This window comes from Phenylobacterium composti DSM 19425, from assembly GCF_059568645.1.
This window is the reverse complement of sequence record NZ_JCANTT010000011.1, coordinates 176,443-198,723: the sequence shown is the minus strand read 5'-3', so window position 1 is coordinate 198,723 and position 22,281 is coordinate 176,443. Positions and strand designations below refer to the sequence as shown.

General features: G+C 69.9%; 20 protein-coding genes. 10 read left to right on the top strand and 10 right to left on the bottom strand.

Going from position 1 to position 22,281, the window contains the following annotated elements; genetic code table 11:
• Positions 1–3 precede the first annotated feature (3 nt).
• Positions 4–2,865, top strand: coding sequence for a M16 family metallopeptidase (locus BO64_RS03920; protein WP_496401970.1), 2,862 nt, complete (start codon positions 4–6; stop codon positions 2,863–2,865).
• Positions 2,866–2,876: 11 nt separating this feature from the next.
• Here the strand turns inward: BO64_RS03920 and BO64_RS03915 are convergent, their stop codons facing one another.
• Positions 2,877–4,184 carry an Hsp70 family protein gene (locus BO64_RS03915; protein ID WP_496401969.1) on the bottom strand — a complete coding sequence of 436 codons (1,308 nt, stop codon included), beginning with the start codon at positions 4,182–4,184 and terminating at the stop codon, positions 2,877–2,879.
• Positions 4,185–4,273: 89 nt separating this feature from the next.
• Positions 4,274–6,565: an NADP-dependent malic enzyme gene (locus tag BO64_RS03910; RefSeq protein ID WP_496401968.1), complete on the bottom strand. Its 2,292-nt coding sequence runs from the start codon at positions 6,563–6,565 to the stop codon at positions 4,274–4,276.
• 206 nt (positions 6,566–6,771) lie between these two features.
• Here BO64_RS03910 and BO64_RS03905 point away from each other — a divergent pair, with 206 nt between their 5' ends.
• The 3 genes from BO64_RS03905 (at position 6,772) to BO64_RS03895 (ending at position 8,248) form a co-directional block, all read left to right on the top strand.
• Positions 6,772–7,203: a hypothetical protein gene (locus tag BO64_RS03905; protein WP_496401967.1), complete on the top strand. Its 432-nt coding sequence runs from the start codon at positions 6,772–6,774 to the stop codon at positions 7,201–7,203.
• Between the two features lie 136 nt (positions 7,204–7,339).
• Entirely contained in the window at positions 7,340–8,113 is a 774-nt protein-coding gene (gene dapB, locus BO64_RS03900; protein ID WP_496401966.1) for a 4-hydroxy-tetrahydrodipicolinate reductase, read from the top strand.
• Between the two features lie 3 nt (positions 8,114–8,116).
• The gene (locus BO64_RS03895) at positions 8,117–8,248 is read left to right on the top strand and encodes a hypothetical protein (protein WP_496401965.1); all 132 of its coding nucleotides are present in this window, start codon (positions 8,117–8,119) and stop codon (positions 8,246–8,248) included.
• 15 nt (positions 8,249–8,263) lie between these two features.
• Here the strand turns inward: BO64_RS03895 and dut are convergent, their stop codons facing one another.
• Both dut and coaBC read right to left on the bottom strand, forming a co-directional pair.
• Positions 8,264–8,722, bottom strand: coding sequence for a dUTP diphosphatase (gene dut, locus BO64_RS03890; RefSeq protein ID WP_496401964.1), 459 nt, complete (start codon positions 8,720–8,722; stop codon positions 8,264–8,266).
• Entirely contained in the window at positions 8,719–9,927 is a 1,209-nt protein-coding gene (gene coaBC / locus BO64_RS03885) for a bifunctional phosphopantothenoylcysteine decarboxylase/phosphopantothenate--cysteine ligase CoaBC (RefSeq protein WP_496401963.1), read from the bottom strand. Before coaBC ends, dut begins: the two co-directional genes overlap by 4 nt.
• Before the next feature lie 185 nt (positions 9,928–10,112).
• Between coaBC and BO64_RS03880 the strand changes: the two genes are divergently transcribed.
• Positions 10,113–10,670 (top strand): hypothetical protein, encoded by a 558-nt coding sequence (locus BO64_RS03880; RefSeq protein ID WP_496401962.1) that lies wholly within the window; start codon positions 10,113–10,115, stop codon positions 10,668–10,670.
• 13 nt (positions 10,671–10,683) lie between these two features.
• Here BO64_RS03880 and ubiB read toward each other — a convergent pair whose 3' ends face one another.
• Entirely contained in the window at positions 10,684–12,195 is a 1,512-nt protein-coding gene (ubiB, locus tag BO64_RS03875) for a 2-polyprenylphenol 6-hydroxylase (protein ID WP_496401961.1), read from the bottom strand.
• A gap of 3 nt (positions 12,196–12,198) precedes the next feature.
• Complete coding sequence (locus BO64_RS03870; RefSeq protein ID WP_496401960.1) at positions 12,199–12,957, bottom strand: class I SAM-dependent methyltransferase; 759 nt, start codon at positions 12,955–12,957, stop codon at positions 12,199–12,201.
• A gap of 61 nt (positions 12,958–13,018) precedes the next feature.
• On the opposite strand from BO64_RS03870, the gene mutM reads away from it, so the two are divergent.
• The 5 genes from mutM to dnaA all read left to right on the top strand — a co-directional run bounded on the left by mutM (position 13,019) and on the right by dnaA (position 17,897).
• Positions 13,019–13,894 (top strand): bifunctional DNA-formamidopyrimidine glycosylase/DNA-(apurinic or apyrimidinic site) lyase, encoded by an 876-nt coding sequence (gene mutM / locus BO64_RS03865; protein ID WP_496401959.1) that lies wholly within the window; start codon positions 13,019–13,021, stop codon positions 13,892–13,894.
• A 10-nt stretch (positions 13,895–13,904) separates the two neighbouring features.
• The gene (locus tag BO64_RS03860) at positions 13,905–14,777 is read left to right on the top strand and encodes a TraB/GumN family protein (protein ID WP_496401958.1); all 873 of its coding nucleotides are present in this window, start codon (positions 13,905–13,907) and stop codon (positions 14,775–14,777) included.
• A 34-nt stretch (positions 14,778–14,811) separates the two neighbouring features.
• Complete coding sequence (locus BO64_RS03855; protein ID WP_496401957.1) at positions 14,812–15,591, top strand: enoyl-CoA hydratase; 780 nt, start codon at positions 14,812–14,814, stop codon at positions 15,589–15,591.
• 147 nt (positions 15,592–15,738) lie between these two features.
• On the top strand, positions 15,739–16,008 hold the full coding sequence (gene rpsT, locus BO64_RS03850; protein ID WP_496401956.1) for a 30S ribosomal protein S20: 270 nt from the start codon (positions 15,739–15,741) through the stop codon (positions 16,006–16,008).
• Positions 16,009–16,436: 428 nt separating this feature from the next.
• Entirely contained in the window at positions 16,437–17,897 is a 1,461-nt protein-coding gene (dnaA, locus tag BO64_RS03845; protein ID WP_496401955.1) for a chromosomal replication initiator protein DnaA, read from the top strand.
• A gap of 286 nt (positions 17,898–18,183) precedes the next feature.
• Here the strand turns inward: dnaA and pnp are convergent, their stop codons facing one another.
• The 4 genes from pnp to rbfA all read right to left on the bottom strand — a co-directional run bounded on the left by pnp (position 18,184) and on the right by rbfA (position 22,235).
• A complete protein-coding gene (gene pnp / locus BO64_RS03840) occupies positions 18,184–20,331 on the bottom strand; it encodes a polyribonucleotide nucleotidyltransferase (protein WP_496401954.1) in 2,148 nt (715 codons plus the stop codon).
• Positions 20,332–20,579: 248 nt separating this feature from the next.
• Positions 20,580–20,849, bottom strand: a complete 270-nt coding sequence (rpsO, locus tag BO64_RS03835) for a 30S ribosomal protein S15 (protein WP_496401953.1) — start codon at positions 20,847–20,849, stop codon at positions 20,580–20,582.
• A 19-nt stretch (positions 20,850–20,868) separates the two neighbouring features.
• Positions 20,869–21,798: a tRNA pseudouridine(55) synthase TruB gene (gene truB / locus BO64_RS03830; RefSeq protein ID WP_496401952.1), complete on the bottom strand. Its 930-nt coding sequence runs from the start codon at positions 21,796–21,798 to the stop codon at positions 20,869–20,871.
• Positions 21,798–22,235, bottom strand: coding sequence for a 30S ribosome-binding factor RbfA (gene rbfA, locus BO64_RS03825; RefSeq protein ID WP_496401951.1), 438 nt, complete (start codon positions 22,233–22,235; stop codon positions 21,798–21,800). The genes truB and rbfA overlap by 1 nt, the downstream gene beginning before the upstream one ends.
• Positions 22,236–22,281: the final 46 nt, after the last annotated feature.

The following is a 22,281-nucleotide window of genomic DNA, read 5'->3' as shown; positions in this document are numbered from 1 at the left end:
TCCATGATCCGCACCGTCCGCCCCGCTCTCCGGACCTTCCGCGCCGCCGGACTGGGCCTGCTGCTGGCCACCTCGGCCCTGGCGCCCGCCGCCCTGGCCCAGGCCGCGCCGACCGCGGCCGCCGCCGAGGCGCCGCCGATCGTTTTCCAGCAGCGGACCCTGGCCAACGGACTGAAGGTCTTCACCTCGCTCGACAAGGCGACGCCCAACGTCACGGTTCAGGTCTGGTACGGCGTCGGCTCCAAGGACGATCCCCAGGGACGCTCGGGCTTCGCCCACCTCTTCGAGCACATGATGTTCAAGGCCACCCGCAACCTGCCGGCCGAGACCATCGACCGGATGACCGAGGACGTGGGCGGCTTCAACAACGCCTCCACCTGGGACGATTTCACCAACTACTACGAGGTGGTGCCGGCCAATCACCTGGAGCGCCTGCTATGGGTCGAGGCCGAGCGGCTGTCCGCCCTGGTGGTCGACGAGGAGACCTTCCGGTCGGAGCGGGACGTGGTGAAGGAGGAGTTCCGCCAGAACTACCTGTCCCAACCCTACGGGCGCTTGTTCGGGCTCTACATCCCCGAGGCCAGCTACAAGGTGCATCCGTACCGCCGCCCGGGGATCGGCAACATCGAAGAGCTGGACGCCGCCACCATCGACGACGTCCGGGCCTTCCACCAGACCTGGTACCGGCCGGACAATGCGGCCCTGATCGTCGTGGGCAACTTCGATCAGACCCAGCTCGACGCCTGGATCGACCGCTACTTCGGCGTGCTGAAACGGCCTGAGACGCCGATGCCGCGGGTCGCCGTCAAGGAGCCGCCGCGCACCGAGGCCGGCGTCTTCGAGGGCTACGGCCCCAACGTCCCGCTGCCGGCCGTGGCCATCACCTGGCAGGCGGTGGAGGCGGCCCACCCGGATGCGGCGGCCCTCACCGTGCTCGACGCCATCCTGTCGGCGGGCAAGTCGTCTCGGCTCTACAACAGCCTCGTCTATGAGAAGCAGCTGGCCATCGAGGCCATGTCCAGCGCCGACCTGCCCCAGGACCCCGGCCTGTTCGTGGTGGCCGCGGTGATGGCCAGCGGCCACGGGATCGAAGAGGGCGAGGCCGCCCTGCTGGCCGAGGTGAAGCGCCTGCGGGACGCGCCGCCCAGCGCCGCCGAGCTGGCCGAGGCCAAGAACGAACTGGTGGCCGGCCGCCTGCGCCAGCGCGAGACCATCGACGGGCGGGCCTTCGCCCTCGGCCAGGCCCTGATGCTTACCGGCGACGCCGCCCAGGCCAACACGGAGCTCGCCGCCCTCCAGGCCGTGACGGCCGAGGACGTCCAGCGGGTGGCCCGCAAGTACCTCGCCGAGGACCGGCGCATGACCATCCGCTACCGGGCCGAAAGCGAACGGCCGGCCGGGCGGGTCGATGCCCCGAAGCCCCCGCCGCCGAAGACCGTGGCGAAGTATGACGGGCCGGTCCTGAGCCTTGCGCCGGAGGCCGAGCGTGTGAAGCCGCCGCCCATCGGCGAGCCGTTGCAGCCGACCCTGCCGGCGCCGGCCGAGCGGACCCTGGCCAACGGGCTGCGGGTGATCGTCGCGCGCTCGTCGGACCTGCCGCTGATCACCGCCGACCTCACCGTGAAGACGGGCGCCTGGGCCGATCCTCAGGGCTTGGCCGGCGCGGCGGCCATGACCGCCAACATGCTCACCGAGGGCACGAAGACCCGCTCGGCGCAGGAGATCGCCAGCCAGACCGAAGCCCTGGGCGCGACCCTGTCCTCCGGCGCCAGCCTGGAGGTCTCCTCGGTGACCCTCAGCGTCATGCCCGACAAGGCGCCGGCGGCCCTGGCCATCATGGCCGACGTGGCGAAGAACCCCGCCTTCGCCGCCGAGGAACTGGAGCGCCAGCGCCAGCAGGCCCTCGACGGCCTGCAGGTGGCCTATCAGCAGCCGGGCAGCCTCGCCGCCCTCGCCACCTCGCCGGTGATCTTCGGCGGCACGCCCTTCGGCCATCCGTCCCAGGGCTCGCCGCAGTCCCTGACCCGCCTGACGCCCGAGGCCCTGGCGGCCATCCACCGCACCTACTACCGGCCGGACAACGCCGTCCTGGTGCTCACCGGCGACATCACTCCAGAGCAGGGCTTCGCCCTGGCGGAACAGGCCTTCGGCGACTGGCGGAAGCCGGACGCCCCGCTCCCGGCCCAGCCGCGCATCGCCCCGTCGGCCAGACCCCGGGCGGTGGTCATTGACCTGCCCGGCACGGGCCAGGCTTCGGTGAACGTGGTCAAGCCGGCGATCCCACGCACCGACCCCGACTACTATCCGGGCATCGTCGCCTCGACCGTCCTCGGCGGGGGCTATTCCGCGCGGCTGAACCAGGAGATCCGCATCAAGCGGGGCCTGTCCTATGGCGCCCGCGCCAGCCTCTCCACGGCGCGCACCACCGGCTCGTTCCGGGCCAGCGCCCAGACCAAGAACGAGTCCGCCCCGGAGGTCCTCGACCTGATCAAGGCCGAGATGACTAGGCTCGCCGCCGAGCCCGCCTCGGCCGATGAGCTGAAGGCCCGCAAGTCGGTGCTGGTGGGAGGCTTCGGCCGACAGCTGGCTACGTCAGGCGGCCTGGCCGACATTCTCGGGAACCTGGCGCTCTACGACATCCCGCTGGACGAGGTGAGCCTCTACACCCGCAAGGTGGAGGCGGTGGACGCCGCCCAGGTGCAGGACTTCGCCCGGCGGGTCCTCGACCCGGCCCAAGCCAGCGTCATCGTCGCCGGCGACGCCAAGGCCTTCGCCGAGGGCCTCAAGGCGCGCCTGCCGACCCTTGAGGTCACCCCGGCCGCCGAGCTCGACCTGGAAAGCCCGACCCTGAGAAAGATGAAATAACGCCCGGACCTCTAGGCGGACCGCATGGTCCAGCCGGAGAGGTCGGGTTCGCGGCCCATCAGCGACAGCCCGGCGGCGATGGATTCCAGCTCCGCCCCGGTCTCGATCCGCTCGCGCGGGAACCGGCGGTGGAAGATGTCGCGCACCGCGGGCACCAGGGACGAGCCGCCGGTCAGGAACACCCGGTCGATGGCGCCCGTCTCCAGGCCGGCGGCGCCCAGGGCCTCGTCCACCGCGCGCTCGATCAGGCCGAGCTCCGGCGCGATCCAGGCCTCGAACTCGCCACGCGCCACCTCGGCGCCGATGTCGATGGAGCCGGCCTGGAACCGGAACTCGGCCCGGTCCTCGAAGGACAGGGCTTCCTTCAGCCGCGAGACCGAACGGTAGAGGCGATAGCCGTGGTTCTCGTCGAGGACCTCGATCAGCCGCTCGATCTTCTCGGGCTCCACCGCATCGCGGGCCAGCTTGCGGATGTCGCGCATCTCCCGGCTCGCCCGCATCAGGGCCAGCTGATCCCAGCGGGCGAAGGTGGAGTACCAGCGGTTCGGCACCGGCAGCACCTTGCCCATGGAGGTGTAGCTGGAACCCTTGCCGAGCTCGGGCGAAACCAGGCGGTCGATGATCCGGTAGTCGAAGGCGTCGCCCGCCACGCCGACGCCGGCGCGGCCCAGGGGCGTGGCCGCCAGTTCGCCCGCCCGGCGCTCGAAGCGGATGATCGAGAAGTCCGAGGTGCCGCCCCCGAAATCGCCCACCAGGACCGTGGCGTCATGGTCGAGCTCCCGGGCGAAGAAGAAGGCCGCGCCCACCGGCTCATAGGCGTAGAGCACCTCCTCCACGCCCAGGCGGCGGAAGGCGGTCTCGTAGCGGGAGAGCGCCAGGGCTTCGTCGGGATGGGCGCCCACGAAACTGACAGGCCGGCCCACGATCACCCGTTCAGGCATCTGTTCCAGGCGCGCGCCGGCATAGTCGCGCAGCCTCAGCAGGAAGGTGGAGAGCAGGTCCTCGAAGCGATAGCGTCGGCCGAGGATCTGGGTCTCGGTGAAGCTCGCCTGAGCGGCGAAACTCTTGAAGCTCTGAATGAACCGGGTCTCGGCCGGGTCCTCCACATAGGCCTCGATGGCCCAGGGACCCGCCGTGACCTGCCGCTCCGAAGGCTGTTCGGGCGGAGCGTAGAACGAAAGGCACGAGCGGAAGGCGAACAGCTCGCCTTCCGTCGCAGGGAACTTCACCAGTTCGGCCGGACCGGTGTCCCCGGCCAGGGCGAGGACGGTGTTGGTGGTGCCGAAGTCGATGCCAAGGGTGCGACTGGGCCAGGTCATCGGGACGCTCCTATCGGGGACGGGCGGCGGACCGCCCGCTCCCCGTGGGCGCGCGGTCCCTCAGATGCTCAGGCGCGACGCCACGACCATCAGGACTCCACCTCCGCCAGCGGGCGGTCGTAGGCGCAGAGAGTGGCCTGCTGCAGGATCCGCGACACCGAGGCCGACAGCGGGCAAATCTGCACCGACTTCGACAGGCCGAGGAGGATCGGCCCAATCACCGTGGCGCCGCCCAGCGACTTCAGGAGCTGGGTGGAGATCGCCGCCGAGTGGATGGCCGGCATGATCAGCACATTGGCCGGGCCCGACAGGCGCATGAACGGGTAGTTGCCGCGCCGCTCGGGATCCAGGGCCAGCTCGGGCGTCATCTCGCCTTCGTATTCGAAGTCGATGCCGTCCATCTCGTCGAGCATGGCCACAGCCTGGCGGACCTTCTCCTGGCGCTCGCCCATCGGATTGCCGAAGGTCGAGTAGCTCATGAAGGCCACCCGCGGCGTATAGCCCAGGGTCTTCACCGCCCGGGCCGCCTCGATGGCGATCTCCACGAGATCCTCGGAGTCCGGCATCTCGGTGACGTTGGTGTCGGCGATGAACAGCGTCCGGCCCTTGGTGAGCACGAGGCTCATGCCGATCACCCGGCCGTCAGGCGCCGGGTCGATCACCCGCAGCACCTCTTCCAGCACCTGATCGTAGGCGCGCGTCACGCCCGTGACCATGCCGTCCGCGTGGCCATGGGCCACCATCGAGGCGGCGAAGGCGTTGCGGTCCTGGTTGATCAGGCGCTGCACGTCGCGGCGCAGGTAGCCCTCTCGCTGCAGGCGCTTGTAGAGGCTCTCGGTGAACTCGGCGTTCCAGTGCGAAAGGCGGGCGTTGATGATCGAGAGATTGGCCTCGGCCGGGTCGATGCCCGCCAGGCGCATGTTCTCGTGCACCAGCTCCTCGCGGCCCACCAGGATCGCCTCGCCCAGGCCGCTGGTCTGGAAGGCGTAGGCGGCGCGGATGACGCTGGGCTCCTCGCCCTCGGCGAAGACGATCTTCTTCCGCGGGCCGGCCAGCACCGCGCCCTGCAGCTTCTGCAGGAAGGCGGCGGTGGGATCGAGACGCTGGGCGAGCGAGGCCCGGTAGGCGTCCATGTCCTCGATCGGTCGGCGGGCCACGCCCGTGTCCATGGCCGCCTGGGCCACGAACGGCGGGATGTACCAGATCAGCCGCGGATCGAACGGAGTGGGGATGATGTACTCGGGCCCGAACTTCAGGGTCGCGCCGTGATAGGCGGCGGCCACCTCGTCCGGCACGTCCTCGCGGGCGAGCTGCGCCAGGGCGTTGGCGCAGGCGATCTTCATCTCCATGTTCACCCGCCGCGCGCGCACGTCGAGGGCGCCGCGGAAGATGTAGGGGAAGCCCAGGACGTTGTTCACCTGGTTCGGGTAGTCGCTGCGGCCCGTGGCGACGATGGCGTCGGGGCGCACGGCGTGCACCTCCTCCGGGGTGATCTCCGGATCGGGGTTGGCCATGGCGAAGATGATCGGCTTGGGCGCCATCTTCTTCACGAGGTCGCCCGAGAGCGCGCCCTTGGCCGACAGGCCGATGAACACGTCCGCGCCCTCGAGGGCGTCCGCCAGGGTCCGCTTGTCAGTGTCCACCGCGTGGGCGGACTTCCACTGGTTCATGTCGTCGGTGCGGCCGCGGTACAGAACGCCCTTGCGGTCGACGGCGATGACGTTCTCGTGCGGCACGCCCATGGCCTTGATCAGCTCGAGCGTCGCGATCCCCGCCGCGCCGGGTCCGTTGAGGACCACCTTGACCGTCTTCAGGTCGCGGCCGGTGATGTGACAGGCGTTGATCAGGCCGGCCGCGGTGATGATCGCCGTGCCGTGCTGGTCGTCGTGGAACACCGGGATGTCGAGGAGCTCCTGGAGCTCGCTCTCGATCCGGAAGCACTCGGGGCTCTTGATGTCCTCGAGGTTGATGCCGCCGTAGGTGATGCCGATGTTCTTGACGACGGTGATGATCTCGTCGGGATCGGTGGCCGAGATCTCGACGTCGATAGCGTCCACGTCGGCGAAGCGCTTGAAGAGAACGCCCTTGCCTTCCATGACCGGCTTGGACGCCAGGGCGCCCAGGTCTCCGAGGCCCAGGATCGCCGTCCCGTTGGACACCACCGCCACCAGGTTGCCCTTGGAGGTGTAATCGTAGGCCGCCTCGGGGTCCTCGGCGATCTTCAGCACGGGAACCGCCACGCCCGGCGAATAGGCGAGCGAGAGGTCTCGCTGCGTCGTCATCGGCTTGGTGGCGGCGATGCCGATTTTCCCGGGACGGGGCAGGCGGTGGAAGCTCAGCGCTTCCTCATCGGTGAAGGTGCGTTTTTCGGCGTCGCTCATGCGCGCGTCGGGACCCCTCGGTTGGGCGCGGCTACAGGAAAGGCGGGCAACCTATAGACCAGCCACGCTACAAACAACCTTCCCTAGGGGAAGAATGGGCCGCGGCAAATCATGCCCTGAAGAAATTTGGCGTCCCGAGGGAACCCGGACGGGGCTCGGCAGTTTCGTTCCTGCAGGGGTGCGGGGGCGTGTAGGGAACATGCCTAATGAGACAAGTCCTTTCCGCCGCCGCGGCGGTCGCCGCGCTTAGCTTCGCCGTGCCGGCGTTCTCCCAGACCACGTCGTCGGAGACCTCGCCGGCCGACCAGCCGCCGCCGGCTGATTCCGTGACCGGCTCCGCGGGCGCGACCACCGGCGCGACTACGGGAACCGACGCAGGGGGCCTGCCCGCTACTGCGCCTGACGCCCCGAGCGCCGGCGCCAACGCCAGCGTCACCGCCGGCATGACCGTCAAGGACAGCACCGGCGCCAGCATCGGCCAGATCGCCGACGTCAAGTCGGACGGCGGCAAGACCATGGCCACCATCCGCATGGGCGCCGAGACCTTCGCCGTGGACGCGGCGAACCTCGGAGTGTCTGGCGGCTCGGCGACGATCAACGCCACCCAGGCCGAGATCCAGCAGATGCTGAAGAAGTAGCCCTCGCGCCAGAGGGACGACGGGAAGGCGGCCGCAGCGACGCGGCCGCCTTTCTCGCGCCCGCTCCTGTCCGGGCGGGCGCTTGACCCCGCGCCCCGGCTCGCGTGAGTGTCCGGCGAAATTTCGCGGAGGGCTCGTGGCCGACGTCATCAAGATCGCCATCGCCGGCGCCCTGGGGCGCATGGGACAGGTCGTGGCCCAGACCCTGGACGGGGACCCGGGCTTCGAACTCGTCGGCCGCTTCGACCGGCCGGGCGCCACGGGCGAGGGCCTGGTTTCAGCGGACGAGGCCATCGCCGCCGCCGACGTGGTGATCGACTTCACCATTGCCGCCGCTTCCGCGGAGCTGGCGCCCAAGGTGGCCGCCGCGGGCAAAGCCCTGGTGATCGGCTCCACCGGCTTCGATGACGCCCAGCTGGCGACCATCGCCGAAGCGGCCAGGGCGGTCCCGCTGGTGCGGGCGGGCAACTTCTCCCTGGGCCTCAACATGCTGATGGGCCTCGTGGCCCGGGCGGCCAAGGCCCTGCCGGCCGAGGCCTGGGACATCGAGGTCGTCGAAGCCCATCACCGGCGCAAGGTGGACGCCCCCTCGGGCGCGGCCCTGATGCTGGGCGCCGCCGCCGCCGAGGGCCGGGGCGTCGCCCTCGGCGAGGTCGGCCGGCGCAGCCGCGAGGGCATCACCGGCGAGCGGCCCACGGGACAGATCGGCTTCGCCGCCATCCGCGGCGGCGGCATCGTCGGCGAGCACAGCGTGATCTTCGCCGCCGAGGACGAGATCCTGACCCTTTCCCATTCGGCCCGGGACCGCAGCCTGTTCGCGCGCGGGGCGCTGGCCGCCGCCCGCTGGGTCTTCGGTCGTCCACCCGGCGAATACGACATGCAGGACGTCCTCGGGATGAAGGACGGCTAGGGCGTGGCCGACCTGCTCGACCTCGACGCCACGGCCATGGCCCAGGCCCTGGGCGCCCGGCGGGTGTCGGCGGTGGAGCTCCTCAAGGCGGCCCTCGTCCGACACGAACGCCCCATCAAGCCGCCGACGCTCTAGGCGATCTGCAGGCCGCTACTTGCTGCCGGTGGAGCCGAAGCCGCCGGCGCCCCGGGCGGTCTCGTCCAGGGTCTCGACCTCGGTCCAGGTCGCCCGGACCACCGGGGCGATCACCAGCTGGGCGATGCGGTCGCCGCGACGGATGTGGAAGTCCTCCTCGCCGAGGTTGGCCAGGATCACCTTCACCTCGCCGCGATAGTCGGCGTCGATCGTGCCCGGCGAGTTCAGGCAGGTGATCCCCGACTTCAGGGCCAGGCCCGAGCGCGGCCGCACCTGGGCTTCGTAGCCAGCCGGAAGGGCGAAGGCAAAGCCGGTGGGCACCGCCTGGCGCGCGCCGGGCTTCAGGGTCAGGGTCTCGCCGTCCACCACCGCAGCGCGCAGGTCCATGCCCGCCGCCTGGGAGGTCTCATAGGCCGGCAGAGGCAGGCCTTCGGCGTGGGGCAGGCGCAGGATCGGGACGGTCGGGGCGGTCACGGGCGAGGGTCCTGGGAAACGTGGTCAGCGATGCGGGCGGCGAGCCTCCGGGCCACCTCGGCCTTGGGCGCCCGTTCCCATCGCTCGATTCCGGCCTTCGAGACTATGGCCACGGCGTTGAGGTCGCCGCCCATGGTCCCCTCAACGGCTACGTCGTTGGCGACGATCCAGTCGCACCCCTTGCGCTCGAGCTTGGCCCTGGCATGGGCCTCGACGTCGTCGGTCTCGGCGGCGAAGCCGACCACGAGGCCGGGCCGCTGGGGTGAGCGGCTGAGGCTCGCCAGGATGTCCGGGTTCTCCACCAGGGTGATGGCGGGCGGCCCGCCCGGCCCCTTCTTGATCTTGCCCGCGCCGACGGTTTCCGGCCGCCAGTCCGCCACAGCCGCCACGCAGACGGCGATATCGGCCGGAAGCGCCGCCTCACAGGCCGCCAGCATCTCGCGGGCGGTCTCCACCTCCACGCGGGACACCCCCGCCGGCGCCGGCAGGGCGACCGGCCCGCTGACCAGGGTCACTTCCGCGCCCAGGTCGGCCAGGGCGCGGGCGATGGCGTAGCCCTGCTTGCCCGAGCTGCGGTTGGTGAGCACCCGCACCGGGTCGATGGGCTCGGCGGTGGGGCCGGCGGTGACGATGGCGCGCCGGCCCGCCAGCGGCCGCGCCGCCGTCCCGGCCAGGGCGTCCTGGATCGCCTGGAAGATCGCCTCGGGCTCGGCCATGCGGCCCGGGCCATATTCGCCGCAGGCCATGGCGCCCTCGTCAGGGCCCACGAACAGCACCCCGTCGGCCTTCAGGGTGGCGACGTTCCGCCGGGTGGCGGGATGTTCCCACATCCGCACGTTCATGGCCGGGGCCATCAGCACCGGCTTGTCCGTGGCCAGGAGCGTCGTGGAGGCGAGGTCGCCGGCCAGGCCGTGCGCGGCCTTGGCCATCAGGTCGGCCGTGGCCGGCGCCACCACCACCAGGTCGGCCGAGCGCGACAGCTGGATGTGGCCCATCTCGGCCTCGTCGGTCAGGGAGAACAGTTCGGAATAGACCTTGTCCTCAGCCAGGGCCGACAGGGACAGCGGCGTTACGAACTGGGCCCCAGCCTGGGTCAGGATCGGCCGCACGCCGATCCCTGCCTTCCGAAGCAGCCGGACAAGTTCGAGGGATTTGTAGGCGGCGATACCGCCGCCGACGATCAGGAGGATCCGCTTCTCGTCCAAGGCTTCGCCGCCCCTTCGCGAAAGAGGGCCTCCATGTAGGGCAAGGCGCCGCCTGCGACAAACCGCCGATGCGGGGGCGGCTACACCCCGCACGCGAAGCCCGAGGGCGGCGCAACTAGGACTCGACAAACCCTCATAGCTATGTTCTCAATTCGTTCCAGCTCGGCTTTGAGGGAGAGGACGGGATGGTTCGGGTGAAGCTCGCGCTGGCGGCCGGCGCCGCCGCCTTGGCGCTTTCCGCATGCGACAACGGCCCTTCGGCGGTGACCCCGCAGGCGGCCGGAAGCCAGATGGCGGCGCCGCAGGAGACGACCGGGGCGCCGACGGCCGCAGACCGCGGTCAGGCGCAGGTCGATCATCGCAACGATCCGGTGGCGCTGGTGGATGGGCGACCTATGTGGTCGGCCACGCGGCGCTATTCCGCCGAGGCCAACGCCCAGCGCGCGTTCGAGCGCAACGGGGCCGACTTCGGCGCCGAGACCCGTGAGGCGTTTGTGCGGAAGGCCCACGCCTTCGTCTCGCGACCGCCCCGGGGCACGCTCACCCTGTCCCGGCCCAACGGCGACACGCTCTTCTACGATCCCAAGGGCAACATCTTCGCCATCGCCACCAAGGACGGGGCGCCGCGGACCATGTTCAAGCCGGATGACGGCGCCGCCTATTGGGAAGAGGTGAAGGCCCGCGAGACGCGCCGGAGCCAGACCCGTCAGGCCAGCCGGGCGGACGCGGACGAGGACGCCTGAAGCCGGGACCCCGCTAGCCCAGGACCAGGCCGGCCAGGAAGGCCGCGCCCGAGACCACAGCGCCCAGGGCGAACCAGAACAGCGGGTGGGCGTCCTCCCGCGGCGGCTCCACCACCACGGCGGTCGGGGCCGGCTGCGTCTGGGCCAGGCGCGCGAGGTTGCGGACCGCGGTCTCGGCCTCGGCGGCGAAACGCCGGACGCGGGTGGCCGGCGACAGCTCCCGGGCGATCCAGCGACGGACCACCGGGTCGGAGGCGGCCCAGATGTCGTGGTCGGGGTCGATGCGGCGGGCCACGCCTTCCACCGTCATCATCGTCTTCTGCAGCAGCACCAGCTCAGGCCGCAGGCGCATGTCGAAGAGGGCGGTGATCTCGAACAGCTGGGTCAGCACCCGGCTCATGGGCACCTCAGCGGCGGCCCGGCCGAAGATCGGCTCGCCCACCGCCCGCAGCGCCTGGGCGAAGGCCGAGACGCTGTGCACCGCCGGCACATAGCCCGCCTCGAAATGCACCCGGGCGATCTGCTCGTAGTCCCGGTTCAGGAAGCCCCAGAGGATTTCGGCCAAGTACCGCCGCTCGGGCGCGCCCAGCCGGCCGATGATGCCGAAGTCCACCGCGGTGATCTGCGCCGGGGCGGCCACGAACAGGTTCCCCTCGTGCAGGTCGGCGTGGAAGACGCCATGGTCCAGGGCCTGGGCCAGGAAGGCGCGGATCAGGTTGTCGGCCAGGGCCTTGCGGTCGAGGGCCGGGTCGGCGAGCACGTCCTCGTCCGACAGCGGCCGGCCCTTGGCCCATTCCATGGTCAGGACGCGCTTGCCGACGCCCTCCCAGACCACCTTGGGCGCGGCCATGTAGCCGTCCTTGGCCATCACCTCGCCGAGTTCGTCGGCGCCCGCCGCCTCCAGGCGCAGGTCCAGCTCCAGCTCGGTGGCGCGGATGACCGTGGCGGCGAAGCCCCTGGGCTCCAGCCGCCGGGCGGGCTTCACCCAGCGGTCGATGAGCCGGGCCGCCAGGTCCAGAACGGCGGAGTCCTCGGCCACCCGCCGGGCGATGGCCGGGCGCAGCACCTTCACCGCCACCCGCCGCCCGTCCAGGAGCACGCCCTCATGCGCCTGGGCGAGGGAGGCCGCGGCCACCGGCTCGCCGAAGCTGGCGAACAGGGCCTCCACCGGCCGCCCGAGGGCATGCTCCACCTCGGCCCGGGCCACCGCTGTGGGGAACGGCGGCAACCGGTCCTTCAGCCTGGAAAGGTCCTCGGCGAACTGCCGGCCGAAAATGTCGGCGCGGGTGGACAGCAGCTGGCCGAGTTTGATGGCCACCGGGCCCAGCCGCTCCAGCGAACGCGCCAGCCGCTCCCCGGGGCGGCCCTGCCGCGCCTGGGGCCCGCAGAACAGCCGCAACATCCGCGCCACGGTCCGCACGCCGGACGAATAGAGGCCGTCCAGTTCGCGCGGCAGCAGGGCGTCGTTGCGGACGAGGGTCCAGCCGGCCCCGACCAGCCGCAGGAAAGCGCCTGGACCCGCCATGCCTCAGATCGCCCGGCCGGTGTGGAGCGCGGCCACGCCCGCCGTGAAATTGGTGTAGCCCACCTGCGAGAAGCCGGCCTCGCGGATCATGGCCGCGAAGGTCTTCTGGTCAGGGAAGCGGCGGATGCTTTCCACCAGGTATTGGTAGCTGTCCCGGTCCTTCGCCACCCAGGCGCCGATCTCGGGGATCACCTTGAAGGAATAGGCGTCATAGGCCTTGCGCAGGGGCTCGGTCACCGGGTGCGAGAATTCCAGGCACAGGAACCGGCCGCCGGGCTTCAGCACCCGCCGGGCCTCGCGCAGGGCGGCCGGGATGTCGGTGACGTTGCGGATGCCGAAACTGATCACATAGGCGTCGGCGCTGGCGTTGGGCACAGGCAGGCGCTGGGCGTCGCCCACGGCCCAGGCGATCTCGGGCTCGAAGCCGCGCTCGCGGCCGGCCATGATCATTTCGGCGTTGTAGTCGATGACGAAGATCTTGGCGTCCTCGCCCCCGCGCCGCTCCTGCACCCGCCGCGCCATCCGGGCGAACCGTCGGGCCATGTCGCCGGTGCCGCCGGCCACATCGAGGATCACCTCCCCCGGCTGCGGATTGAGCCTGGCCGCCACAGCGTCCTTCCAGAGCCGGTGCACCCCCGCGCTCATCAGGTCGTTCATCAGGTCGTAGCGGCGGGCGACGCGATCGAAGACGCCGCGCACCAGGCCTGCCTTTTCGCGGGCGTCCACGTCGCGGAAGCCGAAGGTGGCGGTGGGTCCGGTCATGGCGGCGGTCTTAGCGGCTCAGCCCTCGACGCGCCAGCGATGCCGTGCCAAGCCAGCGGCCATGCCCGAATTGCCCGAAGTCGAGACGGTGCGCGGAGGCCTCGCCCCCGTGCTGGAAGGCCGCCGCCTGGTGCGGGTGGAGGCGCGGCGGCCAGACCTGCGCTTCCCGTTCCCGGGCAACTTCGTCCAGGTGCTGACCGGCGCCACGGTGGTGCGGCTGGAGCGCCGGGCCAAGTACCTGATGGCCCGCCTCGACCGCGAGGACACCCTGGTCATGCACCTCGGCATGAGCGGCCGCTTCGAAATCTCCCGCCCGGACGGCTCAGGAGGCGGGGCGGCCCGCCCCGGGGATTTCCATTACGCCCCCGCCCCGGACCCCAAGCACGCCCATGTGGTGTTCGAGACCGACGAGGGCGTCCGGGTCACCTATTACGACCCGCGCCGGTTCGGCTACATGGCCCTGGTCAACACGGCGACCCTGGAGCTGCATCCCTGGTTTGCGGCCCTGGGGCCTGAACCGCTCTCGGAGGCCTTCGACGCCGCCCGACTGAAGGCCGCCTTCAAGGGGCGCAAACAGGGACCCAAGACCCTGCTGCTCGACCAGCGGATCGTGGCCGGGCTCGGCAACATCTACGTCTGCGAAGCCCTGCACCGGGCGCGGATTTCGCCCTTCAAGCCGGCGGGGAAGATTCCGGCGACGAAGCTCGGGCCGTTGGTGGAGGCGATCCGCGACGTGCTGGCCGAGGCGATCCGGGCGGGCGGCTCCACCTTGCGCGACTACGCCCAGGCGGACGGCGCCCTGGGCTACTTCCAGCACAGCTTCCGGGTCTACGACCGGGAGGGCCGCCCCTGCCCCAACACGGGCTGCCATGGCGTCATCCATCGGCAGGTGCAGGCCGGACGTTCGACCTTCTATTGCCCCGTTTGTCAGAAATAGCGTGGCCGGGATGATCCGCCGCCTGACCGGGGCCCTCGCCGCCCTTGCCGCCACCTTCGCCGTCGCCGCGCCGGCCGGCGCCGAGCCGCCCGTCTGGGTGGTGAGAGACGCCGATTCCGAGATGGTGCTGTTCGGCTCGATCCACGTCCTGCCGCCGGGCCTGGCCTGGAAGCCAGCCGCCCTGGCCGCGGCGCTCGAGACCGCCGACGACCTCTGGTTCGAGCTGCCGCCCGGCCCCGCCACCGAACGGGAGAGCGCCCGCCTCGCCGGCGAGAAGGGCATGCTGCCGCCCGGAGAGTCCCTGTTCGCCCGTCTGGGCCCCGACGACGCCGCCCGCCTCGCCCGGGTGGCCCAGACCTATGGCGCCGATCCGACCGTGCTCGACCGGCTGGAGCCCTGGCTGGCGGAACTGGCCCTGGCGGGCGCCGTCTATGGCAAGGCCGGGGCGGGGATCGACGCTGGGGTCGAGAAGGCGGTGGAGGCCGCCGCCCCTGCGACCGCCGCGCGTCGCGCCTTCGAGACCGTGGCCGAACAGCTGGCGATTTTCGACGAGGCCCCCGAGGCCGAGCAGCTCGCCTCCCTGCGCGAGACGATCCGGGAGATGGAGGCCGACCCCGAGGCCTTCGAGAAGCTGGTGGCGGCCTGGGCGGCCGGCGACGTCGAGCGACTGGAGCGAGAGGCGCTGGAGCCGTTGCGCGAGGCCTCGCCGCTCCTGTTCCGACGCCTCGTGGAGGACCGGAACGCCCGCTGGACCGAGATCCTGCACGCGCGACTAAAGGGCCAGGGCCGCACGGTCGTGGTGGTGGGCATGGGCCATCTGATCGGCGAGGGCGGCGTCCCGGCCCGGCTCCGGGCGCTTGGCTATTCGGTTACGGGGCCGTAAGTCGCTGGAGGCAAGCGGAGGAGGACGCAGCGCCATGAGCTTCGAGACCCTGATCGTCGAAACCCCCAGCGCGGGCGTCACCCTGATCCGGCTCAACCGGCCCGAGGCGCTGAACGCGCTGAACAGCACCCTGCTCGGCGAACTGTCCCTGGCCCTGGACGCGGCCGAGGCGGACGAGGCGGTGCGCTGCCTGGTGATCACCGGCTCGGAGAAGGCCTTCGCCGCCGGCGCCGACATCAAGGAGATGTCGGACAAGACCTACGCCCAGATGTTCTCCCAGGACTTCTTCACCCCGGCGGCCCGGCGGATCGAGCAGTTCCGCAAGCCGATCATCGCTGCGGTGTCAGGCTACGCCCTGGGCGGCGGCTGCGAACTGGCCATGCTCTGCGACTTCATCATCGCCTCCGAGACGGCGAAGTTCGGCCAGCCCGAGATCAACCTGGGCGTCATGCCGGGCATCGGCGGCACCCAGCGCCTGACCCGCTTCGTAGGCAAGTCCAAGGCCATGGACATGATCCTGACCGCCCGGATGATGGACGCCGCCGAGGCCGAGCGCGCCGGGCTGGTCTCGCGGGTGGTCGCCGCCGACAAGCTGCTGGACGAGGCCCTAGCAGCGGCGGCCAGGATCGCCGCGCAGTCGCCGTTGGCCGTGATGATGAACAAGGAGCTGGTCAACACCGCCTACGAAACCACGCTCTCCACGGGCGTCGCCGTGGAACGGCGGCTCTTCCACTCCCTCTTCGCCTTCGAGGACCAGAAGGAAGGGATGGCCGCCTTCGTCGAGAAGCGGAAGCCCGACTTCAAGGGCCGGTAGGCGCGGCCGGACCGGCCTCTGCGCAGAACCTTCGGAGATCAGCTCCAATGGCATTGACCCGGCCGCCGCCCTTGCGTATATCCGCGCCTCCAATTTTGCCCGCCCGGCCGGCTGGTCGGGCGCGACCCGTTTCGAGAGCTTAGACGAATGGCCAATACGCCCGGCGCCAAGAAGGCGGTCCGCAAGATCGCCCGCCGCACCGAAGTCAACACCGCCCGCCGCTCGCGCGTGCGGACCTTCCTGCGCAAGTTCGAAGAGGCCGTGGCCTCGGGCGACGCCGGCGCCGCGAAGGAAGCCTTCGTAAAGGCCCAGTCCGAGCTGATGCGGGCCGTCAGCAAGGGCGTGTTCCACAAGAACACCGGCGCCCGGAAGGTCTCGCGCCTGGCCGCCCGGCTGAAGAAGCTGTCGGCCGCCTAAGGTCCGCGCCGGAGGGCTGAAAGGCCTGCCGATCCTGCTGGATTTTTCGAAACAGCGTCCCGCCTGGGGCGCTGTTTTTTCATGCCGCGATCACCTCTTCGCGAGGCATTTTCTGAACCGCGGTTCGTCCGCCGCGGGCGACGCCGCGACATATGTTCCCAGTCTCTGAAGCCGTTTTTTGAGCTTTCCCTTGGCCGCAAAAGGCCTGGCTGTGAGTCAACCGAAATATCCGTCGACAGGGCGAAGAATCACCGTTGACCGGGCACGGCCCCCGACTAGTCTCAGCGGTCTTACAGGCGTCTTTTATTGATCTCGCGACCACAGCGGGACGCCGGCGGAGCACATGTGTTCCCCGGATAAGAGCTTGTGTGTGTTGAAAAATCCGGTCGTTCGGGGGTTCGGGGCCCGGGCGTCGGCGTCGATGTTCGATGGGGTTGTGCGGGATGACGAGCAGGGGGGCTGCGGGAGCAATGGCAGGCGCGCCGGCGGGGGCCGTGTGGACGAAAACCTGCCAGGTCCTGAAGCACGAGTTGGGAGAAGCCACGTTCGGATCGTGGCTCGGTCAGGCTGCGCTGCGCGAATTCGGTGACGAGGTCTGCGTCGTCGCCGCCACGGGCGTCGCCCGGGACTGGATCCGCCGCCACGCCTGGCGCCGGATCGGTGAACTCTGGGCGCAGAACGACCCTCTGGGCCGGCGTCTGGATCTGAAGTCGAGGATGGAGGTCGAATCCGCCGGCATGGCCGCCCATACGCCCATCCCCGCGCCCGCCGCGGCCAACGCCGAAGCCGCCCCTCAGGTGTTCGAGGTCGAGGCTGAGGCCGCCGCGCCCGTGGCCGCCCGCCAGGGCCGCCTCCAGGGCCTTCAGGAGCGCTTCTCGTTCGACACCTTCGTGTCGGGCCCGGCCAACGAATTCGCCTTCGCCGTGGCCCGTCGCGTGGCCTCCTGGTCGGACGGCCACTTCAACCCCGTGCTCTTCCACGGCCCCTACGGCTTCGGGAAAACCCACCTGCTGAACGCCCTGGCCTGGGAGGCCATGCGCAGCGCCCCTGGCAAGCGCGTGGTCTATCTGACCGCCGAGCGTTTCACCTCCACCTTCGTCAAGGCGATCCAGGACCGTCAGACCCAGGCTTTCAAGGATGACCTGCGCAACGCCGACCTGCTGCTGATCGACGACGTTCACTTCGTGGCCGGCAAGACCCAGACCCAGGAAGAGCTGTTCCACACGCTCATCGCCCTGGTGGAGGACGGCCGCCGGGTGGTGCTCACCGCCGACCGCTCGCCCACCGAGCTGTCCGAGATGGAGCCGCGCCTGCGCTCGCACCTGCAGGCGGGCCTCGTCTGCGGCATCGAGCCGGCTGACCGCAACCTTCGCCTGGGCATCCTGGAGCGCAAGCTGCAGACCTTGGCCGCCCAGGGTCGCTTCGTGCCCTCGGCCCGGCCCGAGGTGCTGCAGTTCCTGGCCGACCGCTTCACCGACAGCGTGCGCGAGCTGGAGGGAGCCCTGAACACCCTGGTGGCCCGGGTGGGCGGCGACATCGCCCGCCTGACCCTGGACGAAGCCCAGAGCATCCTGCGGCCGCACCTGTCGGTCACCGAGCGCAAGGTGACCGTGGACATGATCCAGAAGGCCGTGGCCGAACACTACGCCCTCAAGCAAGCCGACCTGATCTCCGAGCGCCGCGCCCGCGCCGTCGCCCGGCCGCGTCAGGTGGCCATGTGGCTGGCCAAGCAGATCACCACGCGCTCCCTGCCCGACATCGGCCGCCGCTTCGGCGGGCGCGACCACACCACCGTGCTGCACGCCGTGCGGCGGATCGAGGCCCTCAAGGCCGAGGACCCGGCCATCGCCCGCGACATCGACGTGCTGCTGCGCAAGCTGCGCGGCTGACGCCCTCTTGGAGAGAGACGGAAGGGCCCGCCGGCGACGGCGGGCTTTTTCTTTGTGTCAGGGCCGCGCTGCACTCCTGCCGGGAAAGGGCAGGATGTTCCATGGAGGCCCCCGCGGGGGCCGCCCTGGCCGCCCAGGAGGCCGCCCGGCGCACCCCGGGCCTGGGACCTAGCCCTGAAGCCCGGCGGCCCGCTACGGCCTCCCCAAGGCCCTGACGGCCTGACCCACGAAAAAGGCGGCCGGATCGCTCCGGCCGCCTTCTCAACTCCAGACGGGATGCGGTCGCTTACGCGTCCGCGGCCTCCTCGGCCTTCTCGTCCTTCTTCGACAGGTCCTCGCCGGTCTCCTGGTCCACGACCTTCATGGAGAGGCGGGTCTTGCCGCGGTCGTCGAAGCCCAGGAGCTTGACCTTCACGGTCTGGCCTTCCTGCAGCACGTCCGAGACCTTGTTCACGCGCTCGTTGGAGATCTGGCTCACGTGAACCAGGCCGTCCTTGGCGCCGAAGAAGTTCACGAAGGCGCCGAAGTCGACGATCTTCACGACCTTGCCGGTGTAGATCGCGCCGACCTCGGGTTCCGAGGCGATCGACTTGATCCAGTCCTTGGCGGCGTCGATCTTGGCCTGCTCGGCGGCCGCGATCTTGATCGTGCCGTCCTCGCCGATGTCGATTTTGGCGCCGGTCTTCTCGACGATCTCGCGGATCACCTTGCCGCCCGAGCCGATCACTTCCCGGATCTTGTCGACCGGGATCTTGATGGTCTCGATCTTCGGCGCGAACTCGCCCAGTTCGGCGCGCGGTGCCGTCATGGCCTTGTTCATTTCACCGAGGATGTGGTGACGACCGGCCTTCGCCTGCTCGAGGGCCTTCTTCATGATCTCTTCGGTGATGCCGGCGATCTTGATGTCCATCTGCAGGGACGTGATGCCGTCGGCGGTGCCGGCCACCTTGAAGTCCATGTCGCCGAGGTGGTCCTCGTCGCCCAGGATGTCCGAGAGAACCGCGAAGCCGTCGTTCTCGAGGATCAGGCCCATGGCGATGCCCGACACCGGCTTCTTCAGCGGAACGCCAGCATCCATCAGCGCCAGCGACGAGCCGCAGACCGTGGCCATCGAGGACGAGCCGTTGGACTCGAAGATCTCCGACACGATGCGGATCGTGTAGGGGAACTCTTCGTAGGACGGCAGCATCGGACGGATCGCCCGCCAGGCGAGTTTGCCGTGGCCCACTTCACGCCGGCCCGGCGCGCCCATGCGGCCCGTCTCGCCCACCGAGAACGGCGGGAAGTTGTAGTGCAGCATGAACTTCTCGAAGTACTTGCCTTCGAGGGCGTCGATCAGCTGCTCGTCATCGCCGGTGCCCAGGGTGGCCACGCAGAGGGCCTGGGTCTCGCCGCGGGTGAACAGCGCCGAACCGTGGGCCCGGGGCAGCACGCCCACTTCCGAGACGATCGGGCGGACCTGATCCACCGAACGGCCGTCGATGCGCTTGCCGGTCTCGAGGATCGAGCGGCGCACGATGTCGGCTTCCAGCTCCTTGAAGACGCCGATCAGCTTCAGCGGATCGATGCCCTCAGGATTGGCGTCCGACTTGGCGAAGGTGGCGACCGCCTTCTCCTTGGCAGCGGCCAGGGCGGCCACGCGCTCGGACTTCTTGGTGATCTGGTAGGCGGCCCGCAGGTCGTCGCCGATCACGTCCTTCACCTGGGCCTTGAGGGCGTCGGTGTCTTCCGGTTCGAACTCGAAGGGGTCCTTGGCCGCATGTTCGGCCAGCTCGATGATCGCATCGATCACCGGCTGCATGCTCTTGTGAGCGAAGGTCACGCCGCCCAGGACCACCTCTTCCGAGAGCTCCTGGATTTCGGATTCGACCATCATCACCGCTTCGGCCGTGCCGGCGACGACGAGGTCCATGGCGCTCTCCTTCTGCTCGTCGAGCGTCGGATTGAGCACATATTCGCCGTTCACATAGCCAACGCGGGCGGCGCCGATCGGGCCCATGAACGGGGCGCCCGAGAGCACCAGGGCGGCCGAGGCGGCTACCATGGCGACGATGTCGGGATCGTTCTCGAGGTCATGCGCCAGGACGGTGCAGACGACCTGGACCTCGTTCTTGAAGCCCTTCACGAACAGCGGGCGGATCGGACGGTCGATCAGGCGGCTGGTGAGGGTTTCCTTCTGAGAGGGCGCACCCTCGCGGCGGGGGAAGCTGCCGGGGATCTTGCCGGCGGCGTAGAACTTCTCCTGGTAGTTCACGGTCAGGGGGAAGAAGTCCTGACCCGGCTTGGCGCTCTTGGCGTAGACCGCGGTGGCCAGCACCATGGTCTCGCCATAGGTGGCGAGGACGGCGCCGTCGGCCTGGCGGGCCATGCGGCCGGTTTCGAGCGTGAGGGTCTTGCCCCCCCACTCGATCGTCTTGCGCTTGATATCGAACATTTTGGCTTCTTTCTCATCCCGCGGGCGTATTCCCGGCGGGGGCGGACAGGGCGTCGGACTTCCGAAATCCTCTCCAGTCAAACAGGCGGGGCGAGGATTTCGGATCGAACCCTCACGGACGAAAAGGGCGCCCGGCCTCCGGGCCGCCCTGGTCCGTCACGAACTCCTCCGGCCTGTCGCGGAGGCGTGACGGTAAAAACATAGGTCGAGGGCCCGCCGGCGAACCGGTGGGCCCTCGATGGAACCAACTAGCGGCGCAGACCCAGCTTCTCGATCAGGGCCTGATAGCGGGCCTGGTCGGCCTTCTTCAGGTGGTCGAGGAGCGAGCGGCGCTGCGAAACCAGCTTCAGCAGGCCGCGGCGCGAGTGATTGTCCTTCTTGTGCGTCTTGAAGTGCTCGGTGAGGTTCGCAATCCGCTCGGACAGGATCGCCACCTGGACTTCGGCGCTGCCCGTGTCCGCTTCGCCGCGGGCATGGGCCTTGATGAGTTCGGCCTTGCGTTCAGCCGTGATCGACATCGGGTTTCTCCGCTCTGGGTCAAAGATTGAAGACACGCGAGGGTTCGAGCCGTCCCGCGCGCATCTCGCAGAGCGCCACAACCGACCCGCCCGCCATGGCCGAAACAGTGCGTTCACCCGGCCGGAGCCGGGCCTTTACCGCTTCCACCTGTCGGGGAACGAGAACGATCGATCGTCCCTGCTTCAATCTGAAGGCGTCTTCGTCGGTCACGGCCAGCGCCGGGATGTCGTCCAGCGCGGTCTCGACCGGAAGCAGGGCCTCCGATTGGCGAGCCTTATGCCCCAAATCTTCAAGAATATCCAGCGTGACGGCGTTCTCCTCGGTGAACGCCCCCACGCGGGTCCGGCGCAGGGCGCTCACATGGCCGCAGGCGCCCAGCATCTCGGCGAGGTCGCGGACGATGGCCCGCACATAGGTGCCCTTGCCGCACTCGACCTCGATGGTGACGTGATCGGGGTCCGGCGCGGCCGTGACCTTGGCTGAATGTATCACCACCGGCCGCGGCTCCAGCTCCACCTGCTCGCCGGCGCGCGCCAGGTCATAGGCGCGCTCGCCGTCCACCTTGATGGCCGAGAAGGCCGGCGGGACCTGCAGGATCTCGCCCACGAAGCGCGGCAGGGCGGCCTCCACCTCGGCCACGGTCGGCCGCACGTCCGAAGTGGCCAGCGTCGCGCCCTCGCGGTCGTAGGTGGCCGTGGTCCGTCCCCATTCGATGGTGAAGCGGTAGGCCTTGTCCGCGTCCATCAGGAACGGGACCGTCTTGGTCGCCTCGCCGAGGGCGATCGGCAGGACCCCGGTGGCCAGCGGGTCCAGGGTGCCGGCGTGGCCCGCCTTCTGGGCGTCGAAAATCCGCCGCACCCGGCTCACCGCATGGGTCGAGCCGAGGTCGTAGGGCTTGTCCAGATTGAGCCAGCCCGAAATGGCCTGGCCGCGCTTGCGCCGCGCCATCAGTCCTCGTCCTTCCAGGAATCCGACGGCGGCTGCGGCGAAAGGTCCTGCCGCACCCGCGGGTCGTCGAACAGCTTCGCCATCCGCGCCGCCTCGTTGAAGCTCTCGTCGTGGCGGAAGTGCAGCTCGGGTGTGAACCGCAGGTCGATCATCCGCCCGAGATGGCCGCGGATGAACCGGGCGTGCCGGTTCAGCGCCTTCACCACCTCGGCGGCGTTCTCGCCGCCAAGAGGCTCCACGAAGGCGGTGGCGTGGCGCAGGTCGGGATTGACCCGCACCTCGGTGACCGTGACCGACACGCCGGCCAGGACGGGGTCGTTGATCTCTTCCTCGCGGAAGATCTCCACGAGGGCGTGGCGCACCAGTTCGCCGGCGCGGAGCTGGCGCTGCGAGGGACCCTGCGGTCCGCCGCGGCCTTTGGCTTGGGGGCGTTTCATGTGTTCAAAACCTTTTGGCCTGAGGGGCGGGTCGGACGCCCCCTGC

What these genes read in the sequence shown, in the direction of transcription:
- BO64_RS03905 (WP_496401967.1), top strand. Translation starts at nt 6,772, where the DNA reads ATGAGACAAGTCCTTTCCGCCGCCGCGGCGGTCGCCGCGCTTAGCTTC.
- BO64_RS03880 (WP_496401962.1), top strand. Translation starts at nt 10,113, where the DNA reads ATGGTTCGGGTGAAGCTCGCGCTGGCGGCCGGCGCCGCCGCCTTGGCG.
- BO64_RS03870 (WP_496401960.1), bottom strand. Translation starts at nt 12,957, where the DNA reads ATGACCGGACCCACCGCCACCTTCGGCTTCCGCGACGTGGACGCCCGC.
- truB (WP_496401952.1), bottom strand. Translation starts at nt 21,798, where the DNA reads ATGGCGCGGCGCAAGCGCGGCCAGGCCATTTCGGGCTGGCTCAATCTG.
- rbfA (WP_496401951.1), bottom strand. Translation starts at nt 22,235, where the DNA reads ATGAAACGCCCCCAAGCCAAAGGCCGCGGCGGACCGCAGGGTCCCTCG.
- rpsT (WP_496401956.1), top strand. Translation starts at nt 15,739, where the DNA reads ATGGCCAATACGCCCGGCGCCAAGAAGGCGGTCCGCAAGATCGCCCGC.
- BO64_RS03855 (WP_496401957.1), top strand. Translation starts at nt 14,812, where the DNA reads ATGAGCTTCGAGACCCTGATCGTCGAAACCCCCAGCGCGGGCGTCACC.
- mutM (WP_496401959.1), top strand. Translation starts at nt 13,019, where the DNA reads ATGCCCGAATTGCCCGAAGTCGAGACGGTGCGCGGAGGCCTCGCCCCC.
- BO64_RS03920 (WP_496401970.1), top strand. Translation starts at nt 4, where the DNA reads ATGATCCGCACCGTCCGCCCCGCTCTCCGGACCTTCCGCGCCGCCGGA.
- ubiB (WP_496401961.1), bottom strand. Translation starts at nt 12,195, where the DNA reads ATGGCGGGTCCAGGCGCTTTCCTGCGGCTGGTCGGGGCCGGCTGGACC.
- BO64_RS03915 (WP_496401969.1), bottom strand. Translation starts at nt 4,184, where the DNA reads ATGACCTGGCCCAGTCGCACCCTTGGCATCGACTTCGGCACCACCAAC.
- pnp (WP_496401954.1), bottom strand. Translation starts at nt 20,331, where the DNA reads ATGTTCGATATCAAGCGCAAGACGATCGAGTGGGGGGGCAAGACCCTC.
- rpsO (WP_496401953.1), bottom strand. Translation starts at nt 20,849, where the DNA reads ATGTCGATCACGGCTGAACGCAAGGCCGAACTCATCAAGGCCCATGCC.
- BO64_RS03860 (WP_496401958.1), top strand. Translation starts at nt 13,905, where the DNA reads ATGATCCGCCGCCTGACCGGGGCCCTCGCCGCCCTTGCCGCCACCTTC.
- BO64_RS03910 (WP_496401968.1), bottom strand. Translation starts at nt 6,565, where the DNA reads ATGAGCGACGCCGAAAAACGCACCTTCACCGATGAGGAAGCGCTGAGC.
- dnaA (WP_496401955.1), top strand. Translation starts at nt 16,437, where the DNA reads ATGGGGTTGTGCGGGATGACGAGCAGGGGGGCTGCGGGAGCAATGGCA.